Origin of the sequence: Sodalis sp. (in: enterobacteria), assembly GCF_047607725.1 — a bacterium.
Taxonomy (GTDB): Bacteria; Pseudomonadota; Gammaproteobacteria; order Enterobacterales; family Enterobacteriaceae; genus JBLKSS01.
The window spans coordinates 1-5,221 of the sequence record NZ_JBLKSS010000330.1 but is presented as its reverse complement, the minus strand read 5'-3'; the positions used below and the strand labels follow the sequence as shown (position 1 = coordinate 5,221).

The 5,221-nt window shown below is 59.7% G+C and carries 5 protein-coding genes and 2 pseudogenes; all 7 read left to right on the top strand.

Annotated elements, in window-relative coordinates; genetic code table 11:
* Window positions 1-1,009: pseudogene (locus tag ACMX3H_RS19775) on the top strand (FGGY-family carbohydrate kinase); the annotation flags it as partial.
* Window positions 946-2,250, top strand: a pseudogene (gene araA, locus ACMX3H_RS19770) (L-arabinose isomerase); the annotation flags it as partial. The pseudogenes ACMX3H_RS19775 and araA, both read left to right, overlap by 64 nt.
* A 250-nt stretch (window positions 2,251-2,500) precedes the next feature.
* On the top strand, window positions 2,501-2,716 hold the full coding sequence (gene ydgT / locus ACMX3H_RS19765) for a transcription modulator YdgT (protein ID WP_011411276.1): 216 nt from the start codon (window positions 2,501-2,503) through the stop codon (window positions 2,714-2,716).
* A gap of 12 nt (window positions 2,717-2,728) precedes the next feature.
* Window positions 2,729-3,139: a DUF2569 domain-containing protein gene (locus ACMX3H_RS19760; RefSeq protein ID WP_415209759.1), complete on the top strand. Its 411-nt coding sequence runs from the start codon at window positions 2,729-2,731 to the stop codon at window positions 3,137-3,139.
* A 201-nt stretch (window positions 3,140-3,340) separates the two neighbouring features.
* Complete coding sequence (rsxA, locus tag ACMX3H_RS19755) at window positions 3,341-3,922, top strand: electron transport complex subunit RsxA (RefSeq protein ID WP_415209755.1); 582 nt, start codon at window positions 3,341-3,343, stop codon at window positions 3,920-3,922.
* Complete coding sequence (gene rsxB, locus ACMX3H_RS19750; protein ID WP_415209754.1) at window positions 3,922-4,494, top strand: electron transport complex subunit RsxB; 573 nt, start codon at window positions 3,922-3,924, stop codon at window positions 4,492-4,494. The genes rsxA and rsxB overlap by 1 nt, the downstream gene beginning before the upstream one ends.
* Window positions 4,487-5,221: RnfABCDGE type electron transport complex subunit C (locus ACMX3H_RS19745; RefSeq protein ID WP_415211922.1), on the top strand; the 735-nt coding region annotated here is incomplete at its 3' end. The genes rsxB and ACMX3H_RS19745, both read left to right, overlap by 8 nt.

Here is a 5,221-nt window from a genome sequence, read left to right as displayed (position 1 = left end):
CCCGACTGGGGCGGCCTGCCCCCCGCTACGTTTTTCAACGCTCTGGATTCGCTATTGACGCGGCACCTGACCTGGCCGCTGTTCAGCGACACCCAAACCGCGGAACAACCGGTGGGCCGGCTGTGCGACGAGACGATTGGGCGGCCAGGCTCGGCCTGTCACAAGAGGTTGCCATCGCCGGCGGCGCTTTCGACTGCCATATCGGCGCCGTGGGCGCACAGCCTTACACGCTGGTGAAAGTCATTGGACCTCCACCTGCGACATTCTTATCGCCGACGCTGACCGCGTCGGTCAACGCTCCATCGCCGGCATCTGCGGCCAGGTCGATGGCAGCGTCGTGCCGGGCTTCATTGGGCTTGAGGCGGGTCAGTCGGAATTTGGCGATATCTATATCTATGCCTGGTTCGCCCGCCTATTGGACTGGCCGTCGCAGCCGATCCGTCACTCGCCGCCACGGTTGCGCCGGTGCGGGAGACCCTATTGTCCAGGCTGGCGGAAAGCTGGGCGCAGGATCTGCAGCTGGATCATCTGCCCGTCGTGCTTGACTGGTTCAACGGCCGACGCCCCCCTTACGCCAACCAGCGTTTGCAGGGGGTGGTGACCGGTCTGACGCTGGCCACCGACGCGACCGCCTTTGGCGCCCGCGCCATCATGGAATGCTTCGAGCAGCAGGACATTCCGGTGGAAAACCTGCTGGTCATGGGCGGCATCGCCCGCAAATCCCCCGTGATCATGCAGGTGTGCGCCGACATCATGAACCGGCCGCTGCAGTTGGTGGCCTCGGATTCAGTGCTGCGCCCTCGGCGCCGCCATTTTCGGCGCGGTGGCGGCGGGAGCGTTTGCGGATATCGCCAGCACCCAGCGGGTCATGGCCAGCCCGATTGAACGCATGCTACAGCCCGATGTCCAGCGGGCACAGCGTTTCGAGGCGCTGTACCAGCGCTATCGCCGGATCACATTCTCGCGCTCTGCCGTGACGCCAATTACCAGCCCCGCTGCCTGGGCCTAATAACCTGGCTGCATACCTTTTCTCCGGCCAAAATGTGGATAGGCGGACTGACTATTCTGCATAAGCTTTTACTGCAATTTCACACCCAATTTAACGATAAGGTTCCCTGGCAGACCATGGATATGGACTTCATGAACCTTAACCAAACCGCGCACGGCGGGCGTGAATTCGGTTTTATCGGCGCGCGCATGCAACTGGCGCATCAGGTTGTGGTCGGCCACTGGCGCGATCCCCGCACTCACGCGGAGATCGGCGACTGGATGCGCGCGGCGCGCGGCCGTCAGGAAAGTCAGCAGCTGGTCGTCGCCCGTTTCGGCGACAATATGCGTGAGGTGGCGGTGACCGAAGGCAACAAGGTCAGTGCGCAGATCCAATTCGGCTACTCGGTTACCGCCTACGGGCTGGGCGATCTGGATGCCCTTATCGACGAATATGAATCGCGCTATATCCTGACCCCGGCGGTGCAGACAGGCGGCGACCGGCGGGAGAATTTGCTGGATGCGGCACGTATTGAGCTCGGACTGAAGCGATTTTTGCAGCAGGCCGGCTGTCAGGCCTTTACCACCAATTTTGAAAACCTTTACGGGTTAAAGCAGTTGCCGGGACTGGCGGTGCAGCGGCTTATGGAGCAGGGCTATGGCTTCGGCGGCGAGGGCGACTGGAAGACCGCCGCCCTGCTGCGCATTTGCAAAGTCATGGCGGCGGGACTGCCGGGAGGAACCTCGTTTATGGAAGATTACACCTATCATTTCGAGCCCGGTAACGATCTGGTGATGGGCTCGCACATGCTGGAAGTCTGCTCGAGCATCGCCCGCGAAGAAAAACCCTTGCTTGATGCGCAATACCTCGGCATCGGCGGTAAAGCCGACCCAGCGCGGCTGCTGTTTTCTACACCCGCGGGACCGGCGGTGGGGGCCTCAGTTATCGATCTGGGCTCCCACTTTCGCCTGCTGGTGAATGTAGTAGACACCATCGAACAGCCGCAACCTTTGCCCAAACTGCCGGTAGCGCGCGCCATCTGGCGTGCCCAACCATCTCTGGCGGTCGCGGCGCAGGCCTGGATCACTGCGGGCGGCGCTCATCATACCGTGTTTAGCCAGGCGCTCACGCTCGCGCCGCTGCGTCTGTATGCAGAAATGAATAATATTGAATTAATGGTGATAGATAATGAAACGCGCCTACCCGATTTTAAACAGGCGCTGCGCTGGAATGAACTTTATTATAAACTCGCGGCAAGTTAATGTGCTGAATAACAATATCTATTAATCGACATTGCGCGCCGTATCGTTATCCATTGCAATTGCGGCGCCTTTATTTCGGTTCGGGCAGGCGTGAGCCAGGCTTTCCGCCATTGAGCGGCATTATGTCGGCCGAATCGATGTCAACGCGGGTATTTTTCCATGTTTTTGCGTTTTTTGACAGGAATTTCTGGACAGGCCGGCCGTACGGAATATACTACGATGCTTATATTCCCTTCCCTGAAAGTGCAACATGACTGCCCACGATTATTTGCTGAAGTTTCGTAAGGTAAACACATCTGAAAGTCTGGAAAAACTGTTTGATCATTTAAATTATTCCCTGACCGATGATGCTGAAATTATCAACATGTATCGGGCAGCGGATCATCGCCGTGCTGAATTAGCCGCCGGCGGACGTTTGTTTGATCTCGGACAGGTACCGAAAGCGGTTTGGCGGTATGTGGTGTGACGATGCCCTCCTCTGAACTCGCGCCCGCGTCCTATCGGCGGCTGGCTATGGGCGGTCGTCGCCTGGCTTGGCATGACGCTGTTGAGCGTCACCGCAATGCTGCTCGTGTATCTCTGGTTTTTGATACAGCACGGCGGCGCCTTGACGCCGGGCGGCATCGCCAGCCTACTAACCTCCGCGGTGATGTGGCTTTTCACCTTCTGGCTGCTGCGGCTCCTGTTTCGCCGTTCGCGGTGCTTCCCCCGCCTGCTGATCCTGTGGCTGCTGGTAGGGGTATTGCTCGGCATCCAAACCTTCGCCTTCGCCCCGGTCAGTGATAATCTGGCGCTGCGGGTGTTGTTCCCGCCCGTTCTGGCCGCGGCGGTGCTGGTGCCCTATATCAAGCGCTCGCAACGCGTGCGTCAGACGTTTATCCTGCCCTGAGCCGGGGCCGTATCCACGCCGATAAGGCTGAATGGCTCGTCGTCGTTAGACGGACCGGGCGGACTAGCCCCTGGCTCGCGGTGAAAGAGGCGCTGATGGCCGTCCAGCGGAACATCCCTCATTGTTCGCGCGCGTGAAGTGGGTTGTCGAACGCCCGTCAATCCCGGATAATGCCCGCTGTTTCTTAATTTAGGTATGGCAATGAATGGTTACCTGATGCTGTTCGTCGGCACCGTGCTGGTGAACAACTTTGTGCTGGTCAAATTCCTCGGGCTGTGCCCCTTTATGGGGGTTTCCAAAAAAGTGGAGACCGCCCTGGGCATGGGTATGGCCACGACGTTCGTCATGACGTTGGCGTCGATTTGCGCCTGGCTTATCAATGATTTTATCCTGCTGCCGCTAAATATTCCCTATCTGCGGACGCTGGCGTTTATTTTTATTATCGCGGTGGTGGTGCAGTTTACCGAACTGGTGGTGCGTAAAACCAGCCCGGCCCTCTATCGGCTGCTCGGCATCTTTCTGCCGCTTATCACCACCAACTGCGCTGTCCTGGGCGTCGCGCTCCTAAACGTCAATGAAAACCACAATTTCCTGCAGTCCGCCCTTTACGGTTTTAGCGCCGCCGCCGGTTTCTCGCTGGTGATGGTCCTGTTCGCCGCGATCCGCGAACGGCTGGTGGTGGCGGATGTCCCGGCGCCGTTCAAAGGCTCGTCTATCGCCCTCATTACCGCCGGGCTGATGTCGCTGGCCTTTATGGGCTTTACCGGACTGGTGAAGGTCTGATGTTGACGTTCTGGCTGGCTGTCGCCGCACTCAGCGTTCTGGCATTGGTGGCCGGCGCGCTGTTGGGCTTTGCCACCCGTCGTTTTCATGTCGACGCCGATCCGGTGGCCGAGCGCATTGATGCCCTGTTGCCGCAAAGCCAGTGCGCCCAATGCGGCTATCCCGGCTGTCGTCCCTATGCCGAAGCGGTGGCCGGCGGCGCCCCGATTAATAAATGTGTGCCGGGCGGCGAGGCGGTGATGCTGAAAATCGCTGCGCAGCTTAGCGTCGATCCACAGCCGATGGCAGGGGATGCCGCCGCACGTCCTGAAACGCGGGTGGCCTGGATAGACGAAGGCAACTGTATCGGCTGCACCAAATGTATTCAGGCCTGTCCGGTGGATGCGATTGTCGGCGCCACCCGCGCCGTGCATACCGTGGTGAGCGATTTATGCACGGGCTGCGATCTTTGTGTCGCGCCCTGTCCCACCAACTGCATCGAAATGCGGCCGCTCGCCGTCACGCCCGAAAGTTGGAAATGGGATTTGCACGCCATTCCTATTACGGTCATTCAGCAGGAGCAACATGTTTAATTTATTGTCCGCCCTGCGCAAACAGCGACTCTGGGATTTCCCGGGCGGCATCCATCCTCCCGAGATGAAAAGCCAGTCCAGCGGTGTGGCGCTCAATTCTTTGCCGCTGCCCGACAAACTGATTATCCCCCTGAAACAGCATTTGGGCCCGGAGGGAGAATTGCGGGTGACGGCCGGCGAGCAAGTCCTGCGGGGCCAGCCTTTGACCGCAGGCAGCGGCCGAACCTTGCCGGTACACGCCCCCACTTCCGGCACCATCGCGGCGATTACGCCGCACCGGACCGCGCATCCGTCGGGGTTGGCGGAGTTAAGCGTTATTTTATTGCCCGACGGCGACGACCGCTGGGTAGCGCGTCAGCCGCTGGCGGATTTCCGCCAATGTTCGCCGGCGCAGCTGCTCGATCGTATCCACCAGAGCGGAATCGCGGGTCTGGGCGGCGCGGGCTTTCCCACCGCGGCCAAACTTAGCGGCGGGATGCCTGGGGTAGAGACCCTCATTATCAACGGCGCCGAATGCGAGCCTTATATCACCGCCGACGATCGGCTCATGCAAGAACATGCCGGTGACATTGTCACCGGCATGGCCATCTTGCGCCATATGCTGCAACCGCAGCGCCTGCTGCTGGGTGCTGAGGACAACAAACCCGACGCGATTACCGCCCTGAAAGCCGCGCTTCGCGATTGCCCGGTCGGTGAACTGCGGGTCATTCCCACCAAATATCCTTCC